Raw genomic sequence first — 16,203 nt, forward strand, 5'->3', positions numbered from 1 at the left:
GGACGAGGGTCCTCCTTCGGAGGAATTATTTCCCGCTCATCCTTTTCGGCACTGATCGAAGGGATGGGTGAGCCGGGTGCCCGGCGGCAGGTCGCGGCGGACGTACCACTCGGTGCCGAAGACGAAGCGGTAGATCGGGCGCGGGACCTTCAGCATGACGGCGAGCGTGCGGTCGCTGTCGCCGCCGCTGGCCTGGGAGGCGTGCGCGGCCATGGACGCCCGTTTTTGGCGCGTGTATTTCCGGACGTTGACCCGGTGGGTGATCGTCTCGCTCGACGAGTAGGCGCTCTCGAACGTACGTACGTCGAACTCCGGCGGGAACTTGTAGAACCGGCCCGCCAGCCGCAGCAGCCTGACCAGCGGATCGCGGTTGACCGTCGCCTCCAGGACGATCTCCGTGCCGGCGATCTTGGCCGCGCGTTTGCCCACCCGGTGCACCTGCACGTGATCGGGGTGCCCGTAGCCGCCCGCCGGATCGTAGATCGCCAGCAGGTCGGCCTCCTCTTCTTGCAAAATCGCGGCCAGCGCCTTGGCCGCCGCCTCGGTGTCGGCGTCGATGAAGGCGTTGTCGGGCCGCTCCTCGGCGATGCCGCCCTTGGGGCTCAGCCCCGAGTCGCCGTAGCCGAGGCACTCGACGCGGGCGCAGCCGAGCAGCGCGGCCGACTCGTAGAGCTCCTTGAGCCTGGTCTCGCCGAGCGCCTCGCCGGGCGCCATCTCGGCCAGGCCGCGCTCGCCCGCGGTGGCCACCACGAGCACCACGCGGTGTCCCTCGGCCGCGAGCATCGCCATGGTGCCCGCCGTCAGCAGGGCCTCGTCGTCGGGATGGGCGTGAAAGAACACTGCGGTACGTGGAGGCACACGCCCAGATTAGTCTGGGAGGGGTGCGGATCTTTCACGTGAGCGACTGTTACCTGCCGCGACTCGGAGGGATCGAGGTCCAGGTGGCCGATCTCGTGCGGATGCAGCGGGAGGCGGGACACGATGTCCGCGTGGCCACGGCGACCAAGGGCGAGCCGTTGCCTGGAGTCCACCGGATCGTCGCGAAGATGCCGTTCGACCTGCCCGTTCACCCGTTCGGAGTGGGGCATCTCACGCGCCGGCTCACCTCTCTGCGCCCCGACGTGGTGCACGTGCACGCGGGGGCGGTCTCGCCGTTCGCCTGGATGGGCGTGCGGGCGGCCGCGCGGGCCGGGCTGCCGTGCGTGGTGACCGTGCACAGCATGTGGGATCCGGTCACGCGGGCGCTCTACCGGCTGCTGCGGCTGGCGTTCGGCTGGCAGCGGTGGCGGCTGGTGGCGACCACGGTCAGCAACGCCGCCGCCGTCCCGATCCGGGCCGTGGCCGGGCCCGAGGTGCCGGTGCGGGTGGTCTCCAACGGCCTCGACCTGTCGGGCTGGGCGCCGTCTCCCGGGGCGCGTGACGAGCGCGAAGAGGTGCACATCGTCGCCGTGGGCCGGCTGGCGCCGCGCAAGCAGCCCGTACGCCTGCTGAGGCTGCTCCAGGCGGCCAGGCGGCGGGTGCCCGCCAGGATCCCCATGCGCGCCACGATCGTCGGCGACGGCCCGGCTCGCGGCCAGATGGAACGTTTTCTGGCCCGGCACGGCATGGCCGGCTGGGTCTCCCTGCCGGGCCGCTACACGCGGGAGCAGATCGCGAAGGTGCTGGAGTCGGCGGACGTGTTCGTGGCGCCCGCGCCGCGCGAGTCGTTCGGCATCGCGGCCCTTGAGGCGCGGGCCGCGGGGCTGCCCGTGGTGGCCAGGGCGCAGAGCGGGGTCGCCGACTTCGTCGCCGACGGCACGGAGGGGCTGCTCGGCCGCACGCTCGGCGACCTGGCCCGCGCGGTGACCCGGCTGTGCACGGACGCCGAGCTGCGCGAGTCGATCGCCGCGCACAACCGGGCGACGCCCCCGGCCGCGGGTTCGTGGCCCGCGGTCCTCGACGGGTTCGACCGGGCCTACGCGGAGGCGCTTCAGACGCGCCGGAGCACCACGTAGCCGTCGCGTTCGAACACCTTCGCGTATCCCTGGCCCTGCAGCGCGTCGACCGCGGCCCGCTGCTCGTCCGGCGAGCCGAAGGGGAACTCCCAGCGGGAGGTGTCGGCCACCACCCACGGCGCGCCGCGCGACTTGGCGGTCCACAGCAGGACGGTGGTCCTGGAGGTCAGGGCGGGGCCGACGGAGTTGACCGCCTCGACGGTGACCCCGGAGGGCACCTTGCTCACGGCCTCGGCGGCGGCGGCCGCCTTGGGCTCCTGGTAGAAGGCCGGATGGTAGAGCTGGTCGAGCGCGAACCTGGGCACCAGGGTGATCGCGACCGCGCAGACGGCCGTTGCCCAGGCGAGCTTGAGCGACCCGTCGTCGCGCTTGATCCAGCGCAGCAGCCTGGACAGCCCGTCCACGCCCGCGCAGAAGAGGATGACCACGGTGAACGCGCTGTACTGGAAGTCGGCCTGCCACCACTGGGCGCGGTCGGACAACATGCGCTCCAGCACGTGCGGCAGCGCCACCAGCGACAGCGGCGAGAGCAGGCACAGCAGCAGCGTCGGCCACACCAGCAGGAACAGCGTGTCGACCTTGGCCTCCTCGCTGAACGGCAGCAGCACGGCCGCGATCGGGTCGCGCAGCAGCGCCAGGATCGCGCTCGGCACGTCGGGGCCGAGATGGTTGTAGGCCCAGAAGTCCTTGGAGTCGCCGCCGAAGGCCGTGATCGCCAGCCCGCGTACGGCCAGGACGGCCCCCGCCCCGAGCGCCATGCACAGCAGCCCCCGCAGCCGGTCGCCCAGGACGATCAGGCACAGCCCCGCCCCGATCACCATCAGCCCCATGTCCTCCTTGACCAGGAGGAGGTCGATCATCGCGACGAGGGCGGGCAGCCGGTGGCCGGCGTGGTAGCGCTCGATCATGATCGCGGTGAGCACCGGGACGAACATGACCTCGTGCGCGTCGAACGCGACGGCCTGCGCGACGGGCCACGACAGCGCGTACGCCACGGAGACCAGGTAGGCGGGCCCGACGCCGAGCACGCGCCGGGTGAACAGCCAGATGAACGGGATCGCGGCGGCGAACAGCAGCGCCTGCGCGACGATCAGCGTCTCGGGCCCGTCGTGGATCCAGTAGAGGGGCGCGAGCATCGCGTAGGCGGGCGAGAAATGGTCGGCGAGCTGCAGGTAGTCCATGCCCCGCCCGTGGAAGACGCCCAGCACGGGGATGTGCGGCGGCCGCAGCGCCGCGTAGTTGCGCACCGCTTGGTCCACGATCACCAGGTCGAACGTCGTGGCCCGGAACGTGGCCAGCTTGACCAGGCCGAGCACGGCATAGGCCACCGCGGCGACGAGCGCGATGGCGCCCACGCGTACGCGGTGGCCGGACAGCCGGATCCTCCAGAGGGAGGCGGCGGCGGACGCCCCCTGTCGCGCCGCCAGAGTGTCACCCGTCACGGGCAGCAAGGGTAGAACGAATCCCCCCGAACGTGGCGCGGCCGCCGCGCCGGCCTGCCCCCCACAGGCGGAACGGCGACCGCGGGCTCAGCGTCAGCTGCAGGCAGCGGTGATCTTGGTCGAGAAGCCCTGCATCTTGCCCGTGAACGAGGAAACCTCGGCCAGGTCGCCCTTCTCCAGGGTCTCGAAACCGGCGGCAAGGTCGTTCAGGGCAGCGGCCACGTCACCGTCGTACTTACCCGCGAGCTCCTTGGTCTTGGCGGCCGCGTCCTTCGAGGCCGTGCCGATGGCCTTCGTGTCCGTGGCGTCCTTGGTGATCGTGGTGGTCCACTCATTCATGATCTTGGTGGCCTCCTGGGCGGCGGTGTTGCAGTCAACAGCCTGGCCCAGCGCACCACAGGCGGTGGTGAGGACAGCAAGAGTCAGCGTCGCGGCCGCGACGGCCAGACGACGACGAGGGGGAGTCATTTCCATGCCCTTCGGTGGTTTGAACGAACGAAGGGAACATTATGGGGCAAGCCTTGACCGTCGCTTGCACCCCACTAACACCACGGGTATCAAGTCGGCGTAAAGCCGGGCCCGGCGATCAGCGGTTGAACCAGCGTTTGCGCGCGTAGCGGACGGTCAGGCTGCCGTACTTCGCCCGGCCGCTGATCACCACGTGGACGGCGCCGGTGCGGGGCCTGCCGGGCACGTCGGAGGTGTGGATGTGGCCCCAGTCGCTGCGGAAGGCGTCCACGTTCGCGACGCCGCCCTCCGGAAGGATGATCTTGGCGGAGCCGTACGCGAGGTCGAGTTCGATGTCCACGACCGGGTGGTGGACGACGGCCTCGGAGAGGTCCAGCTCGACGCTGCCGTACTTGGAGGTCGCCCGCAGCCGCCGGGGGACGGCCCAGTCGCCGGCGCGCTTGATGTGGCCGTTACCGGACTCCAGCTCGACCACGTCGTCGACCGGCGCCTGGGCCGCCGGGAGATCGTCGATCAGGCCCAGCAGGTCGCCGTAGGTCTTCGCGGTCAGCGCGATCTCGAGGCGGTCTTCGAGCTCCAGCTGGGTGAGCCGGCCTTCGGCGAAGGCGAGCTGGAGCTGCTGCGCGGTGCGTTCCCGGTCCTCATCGGAGACCCGCATCTGCAATTCCGACATGTCCCGAGCATAGGTTGGCAGGGCTCAGAACGGGAGAACTCGACCGGACGGGGTGCGGAGGTCAAGGGGGAGCGGCCCTCGGACGAGGCGGGGGCGGCGGACGACCCGGATTCGCTTCACAACGATTACGTACCCACCAGATTGCCGTGAAGTCACCTTCCTTGGGTAGCGTGAATTCTGATGTTGGCGGAACCGTTCGCGCATCCGGCGCTCTTCTATCGAGGTGACCGGGAATACGTGGCTGCCACCAGCGCATTCGTCCGCGCGGGGCTGGCCGTGGGCGAGCCGGTCGCGGTCGCCGTCCCGGCCAGGAACCTGGCCCTGATCGAGGCCGCGCTGGGTGACGACGCCAGGTCGGTGCACCTGCTCGACATGCAGGAGGCCGGGCGCAACCCTGGGCGCATCATCCCCGCCGTGCTGCATGACTTCGCCGACCGGCATCCCGGCGCGCACGTGCGGATCGTCGGCGAGCCGATCTGGCCGGGGCGCACCGAGGCGGAATACGGGGCCGCCGCGCAGCACGAGGCGCTGATCAACCTGTCGTTCGCGGGGCGGCGGGCCACGATCGTGTGCCCGTACGACGCCGACGGGCTCGCTCCCGAGGTCATCGAGGAGGCCCGGCGCACCCACCCCGTGCTGTGTGACGTCTCGGGGGAGCGGGCCAGCGACGAGTACGCCCCCGACCTGGTGGTCTCCCGGCACAACCGGCCGCTCGGCGAGCCCGCCGACTACGTCTGGCTGCGCTTCGACCACACCAACCTGTCGGCGGCCCGCGGCCTGGCCGCGCGGCGGGCGGCGGAGATGGGGTTCTCCGGCGGCCGGCTCGACGACGTCCAGCTCGCGGTGGCCGAGCTGGGCGCCAACAGCCTCGACCACGGCGGCGGTTCGGGGACGATCCGGGCGTGGGCCGAGGGCGGGCGGCTGGTGTGCGAGATCAGCGACACCGGGCACATCACCGACCCGCTGGTGGGCCGCAGCCCGGTCGACCCGCGCCAGGCGGGGTCGCGCGGGCTGCTGATCGTCAACCTCCTGAGCGACCTCGTACGCGTGCACACCCGCGAGGGGGCGACCGCGATCCGCGTCTACTTCGACGCCCCGGCGAGCCCCCGCCCGGCCGCCTGAGCCCGCGCCTACATCTCGATTTCCGACATATCCGGATAACGGGTGCCGACGACGGCGTCCGCCGGGACGGCGCGGGCCAGGGCGGCGAGCTGGCCGGCGGTCAGCGTGACGTCGGCCGCCGCCGCGTTCTCCTCCAGGTATTTCAGCCGCTTCGTCCCCGGGATCGGCACGACGTCGTCCCCCTGGGCCAGCACCCAGGCCAGCGCGAGCTGCGCGGCGGTGATCCCGGCGGCGTCGGCGATCTTCCGCACCTCCGCGACCAGCTCGGCGTTGCGCTCGGCGTTCTCGCCCGCCAGGCGCGGCATCCACCGGCGGACGTCGTCCTCCGGCAGGTCCGCCACGGGCGGCAGCGCGCCGGACAGGAAACCGCGGCTGATCGGCGAGTACGCCACCAGCGCCACGCCCAGCTCCCTGGCCGCGGGCAGGATCTCCGCCTCCAGCCCCCGGGTGAACAGCGAGTATTCGCTCTGCAGGGCCGCGATCGGGTGGACGGCCGAGGCCCTGCGCAGCGTGTCCGCGCTCACCTCCGACAGCCCGAGATGGCCGACCTTGCCCTGCTCGACCAGCTCGGCCATCGCGCCGACCGACTCCTCGACGGGCACGTTCCTGTTGCGGCGGTGCATGTAGTACAGGTCGATGTGGTCCACGCCCAGGCGCCGGAGCGAGGCGTCGCAGGCGGCCCTGATGTACTCGGGGCTGTTCTCGATCGAGCGCGTGCCGCCGCCGCGCTTGACGCCGAACTTGGTGGCCAGCACGACCTCGTCCCGCCGGTCCCTGACGGCCCGTCCGACGAGCTCCTCGTTGGCCCCGAGCCCGTACGTGTCCGCCGTGTCCAGAAAATTCATGCCCAGGTCGAGTGCGCGGTGGATGACGGAGATCGACTCCTTCTCGTCGCCCGGGCCGTAGAAGTCGGACATGCCCATGCAGCCGAGGCCCAGCGCGGAGACCTGCGGCCCGCCGTTCCCGAGAGTTCGCGTTCTCATGGTTCCAGCTTCACCCCTGGAGAACGCTCCACGTCAAACGGGGTCCGGCGCCCCGTACGCACCCTGAGGGGGCAGCCCCTACTCAGGGTCACGTTTGCGCAGGTGACCAGGTGTTCTCAGGGTCGTTTCAAACCAAGGTATTAGGGGATCGTTCAGGCCACTTCAGGGTCGATCTCCGATACTCCGCGAGGCCGCGTTCCACGAGCTTTGAGGCATGAAGGCATTGCTTGTCAGCGGATTCGCGGCCATCGGCACCGGAAGCGGCGCCATGCTCACCCTCCACGCCGAATCCAAGCTCGACCCGTTGCACAGCGTCATCAGCGAGTACGCCTTCCAGTCGTCCGGCTGGCTGCTGCCCGCCTCGCTGACGTTGTTCGCGGTCGGCTCCGCGCTGATCGCCGAGGCGATGCGCCGGGCCGGGATGAGCCGCTGGGTCGTGGCGCTGCTGCTGGCTTGGGGGGCGAGCATGTTCCTGATCGGCGCCTTCCCTACCGACCGGCCGGGCGTGCCGCTGTCGTTGTCGGGTGGCATCCACCGGTATGCCGCCTTCGCCGCGTTCCTGGTGATGCCCGTGGCGGGGCTGTTGCTGGCCAAGGCCAGGATCCGGTACGCCAGGGCGGTGCGGATCCTCAGCGCGGTGGCCCTCGGCGCCCTGCTGCTGGTCGTGGTCCCGTACGTGGTGCGGATGTTTGGCATCCCGCTGACCAACGACGACATCCCGGCCGGGCTGACCCAGCGGGCCGTGGTCGTCACCGAGCTGGGCGTGCTGGCGCTGGCCGGACTGTCGATGCTCAGGCCGCTGGCTCAGCGCTCCCAGGGCGCCTCCTCGCCCATCTTGGCGTAGTAACGCGCCAGGCGCTCCTTGACGGGCTCGATGTCCTTCTTCGGCAGATCGACCCCGCCCCTGGCGCCCTCCATGACCGCCGCGGCGGCGAACACCGCCCGCGGCACCGCCTTCAGCTCCCCGTTCACGACGTCGGCGATCGGCAGCTTGTACGCCCCGAACTCGTCGGCGTCGTCGGCGTCGTACCAGACGAAGGCCTGGCGGTATTTCGCGTTCGGCTTGTCCTCGGCGTCCGCCCACTTCCGCACCCGCTTGTCGGCCTCGGCACCGTCCCACTCGCGGTCGCGCTCGGCGAGGGGCAGGTCGTGGAATCGCGTAACGGTCATAGCGGGCGGCTACCCCCGATGCACGCGTGAAACGGGTTACTCGGGATAGAGGGAGGGCCCGACCGCGACATGGGAGTGCTGAGATGACGATTTTGATGGCGTATGACGGTTCCGATGACGCCAAGGCCGCGATCGCCTTCGCCGGCGAGCTCCTGAAAGGGGAGTCCGCCGTCGTGCTGACGGTGTGGGAGCGGACGGCGATGGCCTCGGCCAGGGCCTCCGTCGGGCTCATGATGGCGGTCGACCAGCTGGGCGCGGAGGACTCGGCGATCGAGGCGGCGATGCGGGAGCTCGCCCAGCAGGGCGCGGACCTCGCCCGCCAGGCCGGCCTGGACGCGACCCCGCGCTGCGATCCGGACTCGGTGGCGGTGTGGTCGACGATCGTGGACGTGGCGGACGAGATCGACGCCAAGCTCATCGTGACCGGGACGCGAGGGCTGGGCGGGGTGCGCTCGCTGCTGCTCGGCAGCACGTCCGACCGGGTGCTGCACCATGCGCGGCGGCCGGTGCTGGTGGTGCCCGCCCCCGACGTCGCGGCCACCTGACGTCGCGGCCGATCCTGGCGCGGCCACCCGGCGGCGCGCCATCTGACGGCGGGGCCACCTGGCGGTGAGGCCACCTGATGGCAGGTGTTCACCTCGCCGTCTGCCGGGTTGTCGGTGCGATGCGGCAGAGTGGGAGCCTCCTGAGGCGGGAGAGGAGGCGGGCACGTGCCGGAGGAGCTGTCCCGGCGGCTCGGCACCACCGACGCGGTCGTCGTGGGGCTGAGCGCCATGATCGGCGCGGGCGTGTTCGCGGCCTTCGCGCCCGCCGCGGCCGCCGCCGGCGCCTGGCTGCCGGTGGCCCTCGTGCTGGCCGGCGTCGTGGCGTACTGCAACGCCACCTCCTCGGCCCGCCTGGCCGCGCTCTACCCCGAGTCCGGCGGCACCTACGTCTACGGCAGGCGGCGACTCGGCCCGCTCTGGGGCTACCTGGCGGGCTGGGGCTTCACGGTCGGCAAGACGGCCTCGTGCGCGGCGATGGCGCTCACGTTCGGCGCCTACGTCGCCCCCGCGCTGGCCAGGCCGCTGGCCGTCGGCGCGGTCGCCGCGCTGACCGCGGTCAGCATCTTCGGCGTGCAGCGTTCGGCCGGGGTGGCCCGGGTGATCGTCGTGTTCGTGCTGGCCGTGCTCGCCGCGGTGGTGGTCACGGGGCTGCTCGGCGACGACACGGTCACGTTCGGCTGGTTCGCCTACGAGCCCCTGCCCGGGTCACAGGTCGACGTCTGGGGTGTGCTGCAGGCGGCCGGGCTGCTGTTCTTCGCGTTCGCCGGTTATGCCAGGATCGCCACCCTCGGTGAGGAGGTGCGCGACCCGGCCCGCACCATTCCCCGGGCGGTCGGCATCGCGCTGGGCGTCACGTTCGTCGTCTACGCGCTGGTCGCGGTGGCCGCGCTGCGCGCGCTCGGGCCGGTGCTGCTGGCCAGGTCCCCTGCGCCGCTGGCCGACGTCGTCGGGGAGGCCGGGGCCCCGTGGCTGGTGCCGGTGGTGGGCGCCGGGGCCGCGGTGGCGGCGCTGGGCGCGCTGATGGCGCTGCTGCTGGGCGTCTCGCGCACGGTGCTGGCCATGGCCCGCGAGCGCGACCTGCCCGGCGCGCTGGCCGCGGTGGATCCGGTGCGGCAGGTGCCGCGGCGGGCCGAGCTGGCGGTCGCGGCCGCGGTGATCGTGCTGCTGCTGGCCGCCGACCTGCGGGGGGCGATCGGGTTCTCGTCGTTCGGCGTGCTGGTCTACTACGGCATCGCCAACGCGTGCGCGCTCACGCTCGGCCGCGAGGAGGGCGCGCCGCCCCGGCCGGTCTCCGGGCTGGGGCTGGCCCTGTGCGTGCTGCTGGCCGCCACGCTCCCGCCCGCGTCGGTGCTGGCGGGCCTGGCGGTGTTCGCGGTCGGCCTGGCCGGGTGGCTGATCCGCCACCGCGCCGCGCGTTAACGAATGGCCCGGGGCGGGTGGAGGCCGTTAGCATGGCCGGTATGACGACCTCGCCGAAGATGATGGCCCCCTAGAGGGGTTTCATCGGCGACGTCCTGACGAGGCCCTGCGACCGGGGCCTCTCGTCGTGTTCGGGGCCCTTTGGAGGCACCTGATGTACATCACGACGACCATCCCCTACGTCAACGCCCGCCCCCACCTCGGGCACGCCCTGGAGCTCGTGCAGGCCGACGTGCTGGCCAGGCACCATCGGCGGCGCGGCGAGCCCGTGCGGTTCCAGACCGGGACCGACGACAACTCGCTGAAGAACGTGCTGGCCGCCGAAGCGGCGGGCGTGCCGGTGCGGGAGCTGGTGGACCGGAACGCGGCCGCGTTCGAAGGGCTGCGCGGGCCGCTGGACCTGTCGTTCGACTCCTTCATCCGGACGAGCGCCCATCCTGGCCACCGGGCCGGGGTCGAGCGGATCTGGGAGGCGACCGGGCACGACCTCTACCAGCGGCACTACGAGGGGCTCTACTGCGTGGGCTGCGAGCAGTTCTACCCGGAAGGCCCCTGTCCCGACGGGCACGAGGCGCCGCTGCAGCGCGTGTCCGAGCAGAACTGGTTCTTCCGGCTCTCCCGCTACCAGGACGCCCTGAGCGAGCTGGTCCGAAGCGGGCGGCTCAGGATCGAGCCGGTCGTGCGGCGGAACGAGGTGCTGGCGTTCATCGAGGCCGGGCTGGACGACATCAGCGTCTCGCGCTCCGCCGCCCGCGCCCGCGGCTGGGGGATCCCGGTCCCCGGCGACCCCGACCAGGTCGTGTACGTGTGGTGGGACGCGCTGGCCAACTACGTCACCGCGCTCGAAGGCGACGACTACGACCGCTGGTGGGTCTCCGAGCGGCGCAAGGTGCACCTGATGGGCAAGGGCGTGATCCGGTTCCACGCGGTGTACTGGCCGGCGATGCTCCTGTCCGCGGGCCGGCCGCTGCCCACGGGGATTTTCGTGCACGACTACCTCACGGTGGACGGCCGCAAGATCAGCAAGTCGGCCGGCGACGCCGCCGATCCCGTGGCGCTGGTGGACGCGTACGGGGTCGACGCCGTGCGATGGTGGCTGCTGCGCGAGGTGCCGCGCGTGGGCGACGCCGACTTCACCGAGGAGCGGCTGGTCGCCAGGGCGGACGAGGACCTGGCCAACGGCCTGGGGAACCTGGTCAACCGGGTCGTCACCATGGTCCATCGCTTCCTGGACGGCCACGTCCCCCCTGCCGGGGAGGAGCTGGCCGCGGTGCCGGTGGACGAGGCGCTGGCGGCGTTCGACTTCCGGCGGGCGGCGGTGGCCGCCTGGGCGCTCGTCGAGGAGGCCAACAGGTACGTCGAGCGGACCCGGCCGTGGCAGCAGCCCCGGGCCGGGCAGGAGGCCGCGCTGGGGACGCTGGTGCACGCGTGCCGGACGCTGGCCGTACAGCTGGAGCCCTTCCTGCCGACGGCGGCGGCACGGGTGGCCGCGGCGGTCGCCGGCGAGCGGCTGCCCCGGCCCGAGCCGCTGTTCCGGCGCCTCGCCGGGAGCGGGGTGGCTGGTTGACGGAGGTCCCGAGGGGACTTACGTTGGCGCACACCGACCAGCCGGTATGGAGGCGCTCATGGCCACCGTCGACACCGTCCGCGGCCCCGTGGACGTTGACGAGCTCGGGCAGACGCTCATGCACGAACACGTGTTCGTCCTCGCCACAGAACACCTCGACAATTACGGCAGAGGCGCCTGGTGGGACGAGGAGGCCCGGGTCGCGGACGCGGTCACCAAGCTCGGCGCGGTGGCCGCGAAGGGCGTGCGGACGATCGTGGACCCGACGGTGTGGGGCCTCGGCCGCTACATCCCGCGCATCCAGCGCATCGCCGAGCAGGTGCCCGGCCTGAACATCGTCGTCGCCACCGGCATCTACTCCTTCGAGGAGCTGCCGCACCAGTACGAGCACCGCGGCCCCGGCCTGTTCCTCGACATGCCGGACCCGATGATCGACGACTTCGTCCGCGACCTCACCGAGGGCATCGCCGACACCGGCGTGAAGGCGGCGCTCCTCAAGTGCGTGGTCGAGCAGAAGGGCCTGACGCCCGGCGTCGAGCGCATCTGCCGCGCCGTCGCGCAGGCGCACGTGCGCACGGGCGCGCCGATCACCGTCCACACGAACTCCTTCACGCAGAGCGGCCTGATCGCGCTCGACCTGTTCGCCAAGGAGGGCGTCGACCTGGGGAAGGTGGTCGTCGGTCACGCGGGCGACAGCAACGACGTCGACTACCTCATGCGCCTGGCCGACACAGGCGCGACTCTGGGGATGGACCGGTTCGGGCTGGACGCGTACAACCCGACGGCGCAGCGCGTGGCCACGGTGGCGGAGCTCTGCCGGCGCGGATATGCCGACCGGATGGTCCTCAGCCACGACACGGCCTGCTTCAATGACTACTTCGGCGGAGCCTGGGACGAGGCCCGCTCAACGCTCGCGCCCAACTGGCGCTACGATCACATCCACGACGATGTCTTGGCCGCACTGCTGGACTCGGGTGTGACCGACGACCAGATTGAGCAGATGCTGGTGTTCAACCCGAAGCGCTACTTCTCGTAAAGTAGTCGGATCGGGTGAGCAATGCGGGTAGGTGGAGCTGGGTGACTTCGGAGCAGGCCTTGTCGATCAGCCTCGGGCTCCAGGGACCCTGTGTCATCGCGCGGTTGACGGGGGATTTCGACTTCGGGTCCGCCGCGGAGGTGCGCGACCGCGTCACCAAGGCCCTCGACCTCACCCAGCCCCCGATGCTCGTCATCGACATGCAGGCGGTCAGCGTCTGCGACTCCTCCGGCCTGTCCGTGCTGGTCTACCTGCACAAGGCAGTGACGGCTTCGGGCGGGCGGCTGCTGCTGTCGGGGCTGAACGGCCGGTGCAAGCACCTGTTCGCGATCACCGCGCTGGACAAGTTCTTCGACATCCGCAGCACGGCCGAGCTGGCCATCGCCGAGCTCAACGAGCCCGGGAACGCGCCGCCGTTCACCGCGTAGCCCTCGCTGGCCTGGCGGCATAAGGCCGACCGGCCACGCTCATGGCGGCACCCGCCGGCACGCCGGCGCGTCGGCGTCCACGGAGGCGACGACGGCGAGCGTCCAGCTCATCCGCTTCAACCGCTACGCCAGCACGTACGTCTCGTACAGGTACTACCGCTGAGCGGCCGCCAGGGGCCGGGCCGACCCCCGGCTGGGCCCCTGGCTCACGCGGTGACGAGGAGTGCCACCCCGATCAGCACGGCGACCGGAACGAGCCACATCACGGCCTCGACAGCGAACTCCTTGTACATCGCGCAAATCTCCTAACCAACGGCTCGAGAACGTCACTGCGCAGCATAGCGGCCCGCGCTGCCTGCTCGGTCCGGGGTCAGGCCGTGACGGCGCCGTCCGAGGCGGAGCCCACGGTCGCCATGTACTTGGTCAGCACCCCCCGCTCGACCTCCCGCTCGGGCCGCCGCCAGGACGCCCGGCGCCGGGCCAGCTCCTCCTCCGGCACCGCCAGCTCGATCGTCCCCGCCGCGCTGTCGATGACCACCGTGTCGCCGTCGCGCACCAGCGCGATCGGCCCGCCGTGGTACGCCTCCGGTGCCACATGCCCGATCACGCGCCCGTGCGAGACCCCGCTGAACCGCCCGTCGGTCACCAGCGCCACCGAGGACCCGAGGCCGCGGCCGACGAGCGGGCCCGTGATCGAGAGCATCTCCTGCATGCCGGGGCCGCCCGCGGGTCCCTCGTAACGCAGCACGATGACGTCGCCGGGCACGATGCGGCCCTCCTCGATGGCGATGTAGCAGTCGTGTTCCGAGTCGAAGACCTTGGCCGGGCCCTCTTGGCGGAAGTCGTCCTTGCCGCCCAGCTTGAGCACGCAGCCGTCGGGCGCGAGCGAGCCCCGCAGGATGGCCAGCGCGCCACGCGGCTTGAACGGCTCCGCCACGCTCGCCACCACCTCCTGCCCCGGCGTCTCCTCGGCGTCGGCCGCGACCTCGGCCAGCGTGCGGCCGTCCACCAGCGTGACGTTCTCGCGCAGCAGCCCGGCCTCCAGCAGGCGGCGCACCACCAGCGAGGTGCCGCCGGCCCGCCACAGGTCCAGGGCCGTGTGGTCGCCGCCGCTCGGCTTGAGCCCGGTGATGATCGGGACCTGGCGGCAGACCTCGCCGATCTCGTCGATGCGCAGCGACAGTCCCGCCTCGCGGGCGATGGCCAGCAGGTGCAGGACGGCGTTGGTCGAGCCGCCCATGGCGGCGACCGAGACGATCGCGTTGTGCAGGGCGTCCTCGGTCAGCACCCGAGAGGGGCGGGCGTCGCGGGCCAGCGCCTCCATGGCGATCTCGCCGACGCGCCGGGCCGCGGCGTTCTTCTCCTCCGCCACCGCCGGGATGTCGCCCACGCCGAACGGCGCCAGCCCGAGGAAGTCGGCGACGCAGCCCATGGTGTTGGCGGTGTACTGGGCGGCGCAGGTGCCGGCTCCCGGGCAGGCGTGCTTGGCCAGGTCGTCCAGCTCCGCCTGGTCGAGGCGGCCGACGGCGCGCTCGCCGAGCGCCTCCCACATGTCCTGGATCGTGACGTCACGCCCGCGCCACCTGCCGGGCATCATCGTGCCGCTGTAGAGGACGACCGAGGGCACGTCCAGGCGGGCGAGCGCCATGATCCCGGCCGGCACGGTCTTGTCGCAGCCCACGATGACCACCAGCGCGTCGAAGCCGTGCGCGCGGCCCATGAGCTCGATCGAGTCGGCGATGACCTCGCGGCTGACCAGCGACGCGCGCATGCCGGGGGTGTGCATGGTGAGGTTGTCGGAGACCGCGATGGTGTTGAACTCCATCGGCGTGCCGCCCGCCGCGCGCACCCCCTCGGCCACGTGGGCGGCCAGCTCGCGGTGGGTGAGGTTGCACGGCATCGTGCCGGTCCAGGTGGAGGCGATGCCGACCACCGGGCGGCGCATGTCCTCCTCCGACCAGCCCATGGCGTACAGATGGGAGCGGGCCGGTGCGCGGTCGGGATCGTCGGCGATGCTCAAGGCGCTGTCCTTCGTCGTACGGGTCGTTACCCCTTCATGATCCCGCGCTCACTGTTCGCGCATGCCCCAGGGGGACCCGTACTCCACCAGGAGGTCCAGGAACGGGCCCGGCTCGAACGCCTCGGGCCCCAGCACGCCCGTGCCCTTCCAGGCCCCGTTCGCCATCAGCTCCAGGGCGACGACCGGGTTCACGGCGGTCTGCCAGACCACGGCCTGGGACTCGTACTCGCGCATCGACCACTGGTTGTCCACCACGTGGTACAGGTACACCTCGCGGGGCCGCCCGTCCTTGACGCCCTTCACCCAGGTCCCGGCGCAGGTCTTGCCCTGCATGCGGTCGCCGAGTCCCGCCGGGTCGGGCAGCACGGCGGCCACCACGTCGCGCGGCGACACCCTGGCGGTGCCGCGGTCGGTCCTGACCGCGACCGGCTCGGTGCGGTCCACGCCGAGCGCGTGCAGGGTCTTGAGCTTGCCGATGAAGTCCTCGCCGAGCCCGTACTTGAAGGTGACCCGCTGCGCCGGGATCCACCGGGGGACCAGCACGACCTCCTCGTGCTCGACGTTGACGCACTCCACGGGGCCGATCCCGTCGGGGAAGTCGAAGATCTCGGGCTCGCTGAACGGCTCGGTGGTGTACCAGCCGCGGTCCTTCTCGTAGATGACCGGCGGGTTGAGGCACTCCTCGATGGTGGTCCAGATGTTGAACGACGGGGCGAACTCGTAGCCGTCGACGGTCAGGTTGCCGCCGTCCCTGATGCCGATCTCCTCGATCTCGTCGAACAGCTCGTCGGCGGCGTACCGGGCGAAGACGTCGGCCAGGCCCGGCTCCACGCCCATGCCGACCAGCGCCAGCCTGCCCTTCGCGGTCCACTCGGCGGCGCGGGCGAACTGGTCGTCGCCCAGCTTGACCCCCACCTCCTCGTACGGGCGGTCGGGGTGCGGCCTGGACATCGACATCGCCATGTCGAGGTAGTCGACGTCGGCCGCCAGGGCCGCGTCGAACAGCGGCAGCACGAATCGGGGGTCGGTGGCGTTCAGGAGGACGTCGCAGCGGTGCTCTTTCAGCAGCGCGGTGACCGCGGCCCTGTCGGCCGCGTCGATCTTGACCGGGGTGAACCGGTCGGCCTGCTCGCCCAGCGCGGCGACGGCCGCCTTGGCGCGGGGGAGGTCGTAGTCGGCGACCACCATGTGGTCGAGGAACGGGCGGCGGGCGGCGATGCGGGTGATGGCGGTTCCCACGCCGCCGGCTCCGATGAGAAGGATACGCATGACAATAAAGCCCCTTTTAGTGCCGTTTTGGGGGGTGTGTCGAGAATCCAACTTCAGTAGGCTCGTC

The 16,203-nt window shown here is 71.6% G+C and carries 16 protein-coding genes; 8 read left to right on the forward strand and 8 right to left on the reverse strand.

What is annotated here, in order from left to right; all coding sequences use genetic code 11:
- Positions 1 to 36: 36 nt before the first annotated feature.
- On the reverse strand, positions 37 to 858 hold the full coding sequence (locus ABZS69_RS54670) for a PIG-L family deacetylase (RefSeq protein WP_355389165.1): 822 nt from the start codon (positions 856 to 858) through the stop codon (positions 37 to 39).
- A gap of 23 nt (positions 859 to 881) precedes the next feature.
- On the opposite strand from ABZS69_RS54670, the gene ABZS69_RS54675 reads away from it, so the two are divergent.
- Positions 882 to 1,994 carry a glycosyltransferase family 4 protein gene (locus ABZS69_RS54675; RefSeq protein ID WP_355389167.1) on the forward strand — a complete coding sequence of 371 codons (1,113 nt, stop codon included), beginning with the start codon at positions 882 to 884 and terminating at the stop codon, positions 1,992 to 1,994.
- On the opposite strand, the gene ABZS69_RS54680 is transcribed toward ABZS69_RS54675, so the two are convergent.
- The 3 genes from ABZS69_RS54680 to ABZS69_RS54690 form a co-directional block, all read right to left on the reverse strand.
- Entirely contained in the window at positions 1,970 to 3,436 is a 1,467-nt protein-coding gene (locus ABZS69_RS54680; protein ID WP_355389169.1) for a DUF2079 domain-containing protein, read from the reverse strand. The genes ABZS69_RS54675 and ABZS69_RS54680 overlap by 25 nt on opposite strands.
- Before the next feature lie 93 nt (positions 3,437 to 3,529).
- A complete protein-coding gene (locus ABZS69_RS54685; protein WP_355389171.1) occupies positions 3,530 to 3,904 on the reverse strand; it encodes a hypothetical protein in 375 nt (124 codons plus the stop codon).
- A gap of 118 nt (positions 3,905 to 4,022) precedes the next feature.
- Entirely contained in the window at positions 4,023 to 4,577 is a 555-nt protein-coding gene (locus ABZS69_RS54690; protein ID WP_355389173.1) for a DUF1707 domain-containing protein, read from the reverse strand.
- A gap of 180 nt (positions 4,578 to 4,757) precedes the next feature.
- On the opposite strand from ABZS69_RS54690, the gene ABZS69_RS54695 reads away from it, so the two are divergent.
- Positions 4,758 to 5,699, forward strand: coding sequence for an anti-sigma factor RsbA family regulatory protein (locus ABZS69_RS54695; RefSeq protein ID WP_355389175.1), 942 nt, complete (start codon positions 4,758 to 4,760; stop codon positions 5,697 to 5,699).
- An 8-nt stretch (positions 5,700 to 5,707) separates the two neighbouring features.
- Here the strand turns inward: ABZS69_RS54695 and ABZS69_RS54700 are convergent, their stop codons facing one another.
- Positions 5,708 to 6,682, reverse strand: coding sequence for an aldo/keto reductase (locus ABZS69_RS54700; protein ID WP_355389177.1), 975 nt, complete (start codon positions 6,680 to 6,682; stop codon positions 5,708 to 5,710).
- Positions 6,683 to 6,896: 214 nt separating this feature from the next.
- On the opposite strand from ABZS69_RS54700, the gene ABZS69_RS54705 reads away from it, so the two are divergent.
- On the forward strand, positions 6,897 to 7,526 hold the full coding sequence (locus tag ABZS69_RS54705; RefSeq protein WP_355389179.1) for a DUF998 domain-containing protein: 630 nt from the start codon (positions 6,897 to 6,899) through the stop codon (positions 7,524 to 7,526).
- On the opposite strand, the gene ABZS69_RS54710 is transcribed toward ABZS69_RS54705, so the two are convergent.
- Positions 7,487 to 7,852: a hypothetical protein gene (locus ABZS69_RS54710; RefSeq protein WP_355389181.1), complete on the reverse strand. Its 366-nt coding sequence runs from the start codon at positions 7,850 to 7,852 to the stop codon at positions 7,487 to 7,489. The two genes, ABZS69_RS54705 and ABZS69_RS54710, sit on opposite strands and share 40 nt — an antisense overlap.
- 83 nt (positions 7,853 to 7,935) lie before the next feature.
- Here ABZS69_RS54710 and ABZS69_RS54715 point away from each other — a divergent pair, with 83 nt between their 5' ends.
- The 5 genes from ABZS69_RS54715 to ABZS69_RS54735 all read left to right on the forward strand — a co-directional run bounded on the left by ABZS69_RS54715 (position 7,936) and on the right by ABZS69_RS54735 (position 12,847).
- Positions 7,936 to 8,397: a universal stress protein gene (locus ABZS69_RS54715; RefSeq protein WP_355389183.1), complete on the forward strand. Its 462-nt coding sequence runs from the start codon at positions 7,936 to 7,938 to the stop codon at positions 8,395 to 8,397.
- A gap of 165 nt (positions 8,398 to 8,562) precedes the next feature.
- Positions 8,563 to 9,816 carry an APC family permease gene (locus ABZS69_RS54720; RefSeq protein ID WP_355389185.1) on the forward strand — a complete coding sequence of 418 codons (1,254 nt, stop codon included), beginning with the start codon at positions 8,563 to 8,565 and terminating at the stop codon, positions 9,814 to 9,816.
- A 154-nt stretch (positions 9,817 to 9,970) separates the two neighbouring features.
- On the forward strand, positions 9,971 to 11,383 hold the full coding sequence (metG, locus tag ABZS69_RS54725) for a methionine--tRNA ligase (protein ID WP_355389187.1): 1,413 nt from the start codon (positions 9,971 to 9,973) through the stop codon (positions 11,381 to 11,383).
- 58 nt (positions 11,384 to 11,441) lie between these two features.
- The gene (locus ABZS69_RS54730; RefSeq protein ID WP_355389189.1) at positions 11,442 to 12,419 is read left to right on the forward strand and encodes a phosphotriesterase-related protein; all 978 of its coding nucleotides are present in this window, start codon (positions 11,442 to 11,444) and stop codon (positions 12,417 to 12,419) included.
- Positions 12,420 to 12,460: 41 nt separating this feature from the next.
- Positions 12,461 to 12,847 (forward strand): STAS domain-containing protein, encoded by a 387-nt coding sequence (locus ABZS69_RS54735; protein WP_355389191.1) that lies wholly within the window; start codon positions 12,461 to 12,463, stop codon positions 12,845 to 12,847.
- A gap of 370 nt (positions 12,848 to 13,217) precedes the next feature.
- Here ABZS69_RS54735 and ilvD read toward each other — a convergent pair whose 3' ends face one another.
- Positions 13,218 to 14,867, reverse strand: coding sequence for a dihydroxy-acid dehydratase (gene ilvD / locus ABZS69_RS54740; protein ID WP_355389193.1), 1,650 nt, complete (start codon positions 14,865 to 14,867; stop codon positions 13,218 to 13,220).
- Positions 14,868 to 14,915: 48 nt separating this feature from the next.
- Positions 14,916 to 16,136 (reverse strand): saccharopine dehydrogenase C-terminal domain-containing protein, encoded by a 1,221-nt coding sequence (locus tag ABZS69_RS54745; RefSeq protein ID WP_355389195.1) that lies wholly within the window; start codon positions 16,134 to 16,136, stop codon positions 14,916 to 14,918.
- Positions 16,137 to 16,203: the final 67 nt, after the last annotated feature.

The organism is Nonomuraea sp. NPDC005650, assembly GCF_040605375.1.
In the GTDB taxonomy this organism is placed as follows: Bacteria; Actinomycetota; Actinomycetes; order Streptosporangiales; family Streptosporangiaceae; genus Nonomuraea.